General features: G+C 35.4%; 2 protein-coding genes and 1 pseudogene. 1 reads left to right on the forward strand and 2 read right to left on the reverse strand.

Annotated elements, in window-relative coordinates; all coding sequences use genetic code 11:
• Both F3D3_RS23005 and F3D3_RS24820 read right to left on the reverse strand, forming a co-directional pair.
• Window positions 1-454: pseudogene (locus F3D3_RS23005) on the reverse strand (IS21 family transposase); the annotation flags it as partial.
• A gap of 670 nt (window positions 455-1124) precedes the next feature.
• Window positions 1125-2474 carry an SEC-C metal-binding domain-containing protein gene (locus F3D3_RS24820; protein ID WP_175438480.1) on the reverse strand — a complete coding sequence of 450 codons (1350 nt, stop codon included), beginning with the start codon at window positions 2472-2474 and terminating at the stop codon, window positions 1125-1127.
• Window positions 2475-2749: 275 nt separating this feature from the next.
• On the opposite strand from F3D3_RS24820, the gene F3D3_RS23015 reads away from it, so the two are divergent.
• Window positions 2750-3565, forward strand: a complete 816-nt coding sequence (locus F3D3_RS23015; protein WP_069876861.1) for a site-specific integrase — start codon at window positions 2750-2752, stop codon at window positions 3563-3565.
• Window positions 3566-3588: the final 23 nt, after the last annotated feature.

The raw sequence follows: 3588 nt of genomic DNA on the forward strand, positions 1-3588 counted from the left end.
AGCCTGCATTACTTGATGGAAACGTCATTACAAACTCATGTGCTTTAACAAGCTTGCCATCTTCATAAATGTCGACTTCACCAAAGTCTACTTGTGCCTCTCCGCCAGGATGCTCAAGATCTAAAAAGCATACGTTTTCTGTATAAATTTCTTTGCGCTCTTCAGCGACAACAGTCCGCATTTGCCGTTCTTTAATTTGGCAAAGTTCAGGTATTTCATCCAGTGCTCTCTCATAGATGCGCTTGGCTGTATGACGTTGTTTTCTTCGTTTGTTTTTGTCTTCAAGCAATATTTGGCGCACAAATGGCCGAACCAAATCTGATTTGCGGTTTTCCTTTTGGCAACGCTGCTTTTCGTTGAAGTCTTCTTTCTCAATGTATTTCAATATGGTGTTACGTGAATGTGTTGTTCTTTTTTCAATTTCTGAGACAGAATGTCCTTTATCGAAGTACATTTTTCGTATATAATTGATTTGAGTAATTGTCAGCACGTCCTTTCACCCCTTTTAAGTGTTTGTCTACCTAAAAGGATAGTTTATTGGGATTGTACTGGCAATTATTTTTTGTCATTTTTGATTGCCGTTTTGCTTAATTCTATTTTACCAAAGACAGCTATTTCCGAAGTCACCGTTCTCGCTGGGCGCTTGGCGGCATTCTTGCCCTAAAAAAAATAAGTCTCTTTTGCAAGAATGATGACAAGCGCACAGTGAGAATTGGCGCGATCGTTGCTCCCTTTCGCAACGATTGTGACGATAGGTGATTTTGGAAATAGACGTGTTAGACGCTGTCGCATGCTCTTAGTCTCAATTTGGTATCGTGCATTAATGGTGGGGCGCCTTAGAGTCACACCATTATCTTGCCCTTGATCACAATGGACCAAACCGTCTTTTCTGATCTTTTCAAAATGAGTTATAACAGTTTGAATATGGCATACTTTGATCAAATATATTCGTCTGTTTTGATTATACTTCCTAATGTGTTCGTGCGATGGCGGCTAACGTTCCCGCAATTACCGAAGTTCATCCTTTTGACCCTTAGGGCAAAAGTGGCGCAGTCCTTGCCACGCAAGGGCTGTGTCATCAGATGAATTTCCGGTAATTGACGTGTTATGGGATGGTTTTTACGTTATTTGCCACAACACTTTTTATACTTTAAACCACTTCCACAAATACACGGCTCATTTCTTCCAATTTTTTCTTGTTTGACAGCACCAAAAACCTTTGCACTAACAGCTTTATCGCCTCGCGATATAAAGTACATTTTTCTTGTTTTGTATAATAGTTCTTGAATATTAATAACAGAATGATACATATAAAGACAAATTTCTGCAAATTCAATCAGATACATATTAATGTTTTTATCTGGATTTTTGTGGTCAATAAATTCAATTAACTGTGTTTTGCCATCGTATTTATATGAATTGTGTCCAATTGCATTCCTAATTTTGTTGTTTAGATTAATTTTAAATAATCGATTATAGACCTCAGCAATTTTACAAAATTCAATCTTTTTACCTTTTGAAGAAGCTTTGTATTTTGATATTGAATCAATTGCCAATGAATTATTAAATTCTTCAACTCTACCTCTATACTTCAAATTATTTAGAAGAGTTGGTAATAACATACTCTCAGCTAAAAACTCATAAGTATCAATATAAAATTGCTTTAAGTCACTAAAATCGCAAGTTGATAATCCTAGGGTAGATTCATCTGTATTATCTAATTGATATACTGATGAAATCAAGAGAACTGGCTGAATATAATCATATACTTGGAAAAAATCACATGTTAATTTTAATATTGAATGTTCTAACTTGATAAAATAGTTTTCATTTTCAAGAGATATAATCAATTGATTATACTCCTTTGAAACACTTTTTAATAAATTCATGTTTTCACTATCTATAAATCTACAAGTTTGTGATACAAAGTTTTCATCACATATTGATAAAATACTATGAATGAACAATGTATGTACCCCTCTATGTAATTCTAGTCCAGAATCACATGGAAATTGTTTTACTGGTAATATGGAATGAATTTCCTTAATGACATATTTCATGTTATTTTGCAGATATAGTTCGATTATTCTTCTTACCTTTGGCCACTCTTCATTTTTATAATCAAAAAAACGAAGCAACTTGCTTGATTTATCTAGAAATTTATCATCTCCAACTATCTCTATATTTTTCAAAAATGGGGTAATCAGATCATTATCTGATCCACAGTTTGCTTTTCTCAATTTCTCTGTTAATAATTCTGGAGATACTTCCAAATAATAATCATAATTAACTTCTTCATCTATCTTCGTGCAGTTATCAACGTTTATTTCAATTTTCGTAGTTTCTTTATTAATCTCGACAGTCCCTCTCATTGATATTCCACATTTTCCGCATGAAAATCGAATCGGATGTCTCTCTCTAAATCCAATTTGTATTCTTAATAATGTAACTGTACCACATACTTCACATTTCATATATGTTCTAATAACCATTTTCAATCCTCACACTATCTAAGTAAAAACTTTCCCATAACGTTCCCGCACTTACCGAAGTTCATCCTTTTGACCCTTAGGGCAAAAGTGGCGGAGTCCTTGCTACGCAAGGGCTGTGCCATAAGATGAATTTCCGGTAAGTGGCGTGTTGGACGAAACCGCTACCGCGGTGACTTTTTAAATCTTTTTGCCCTAGACATATAGTGCTTTCTTTAGATATTCTTATTCTGAATCTAAAAGAAAAGGAGCTATTTTTTATGTCTAAATTATTATCTAAAATGCAAATGGATATGGAACTCAGAGGTTTCAGTCCAAAGACTGTCACTGTCTATCTCAAAGGGGTTAAGAAGATTTCGAAATTTCACAACTTGCCACCTGAGAATCTCACCTATGATCATGTTCGCGAATTTTTACATGATGCAATTACCAGTAGAAAGCTCAGTCGATCTTATGTAAATTCAAACTACAGTGCCATTAAATTCTTCTTCGAAACTACTCTTGGTCGTGAATGGAATATGGTCGATATTCCTAGGGTAAAACAACCGTCTAAGCTTCCAATTGCTTTAACACCCACACAGATTCACGCACTTTTTGACTCTGTCACAAATCTTAAGCATAAAACCATGCTTGTAGTCTGTTACTCTTCGGGTTTGCGCGTTGGGGAACTTATGAACCTTAAAGTCTCTGATATTCATTCAGATACGATGCGCATTCGCGTCAGAGATGGCAAAGGACTCAAAGAACGCTACACGCTTCTTTCGAAAAGTGCTCTTGATCTTTTAAGAATTTACTACAAGCAATATCACCCTAAAGATTACCTTTTTCAAAGCTTCTCAAAAGGCAAACCATTGACGACGCGGACCATTCAAATGGTGTTTAGGACCAAGTGTGATCTCTTAGGATTTCCTAAAAAAGCCACGATTCACAGTTTAAGACACAGCTTTCAGGCACATCTGCTTCTTGCCGGAACCAATGTTGTCGTTATTCAAAAACTGCTTGGTCATTCTAAGCTTTCAACGACCACTGTCTACCTTCATTTAATGTTATCCCGCACATTATTTACTTTTGAATAACCCTATCTCAGTCAAAATAAAAG

The organism is Fusibacter sp. 3D3, assembly GCF_001748365.1.
Lineage (GTDB): Bacteria > Bacillota > Clostridia > Peptostreptococcales > Acidaminobacteraceae > Fusibacter_A.

Excerpts from the sequence above, each read along its gene's own strand:
- F3D3_RS24820 (WP_175438480.1), bottom strand. The coding sequence starts at position 2,474 with ATGAAATGTGAAGTATGTGGTACAGTTACATTATTAAGAATACAAATT.
- F3D3_RS23015 (WP_069876861.1), top strand. The coding sequence starts at position 2,750 with ATGTCTAAATTATTATCTAAAATGCAAATGGATATGGAACTCAGAGGT.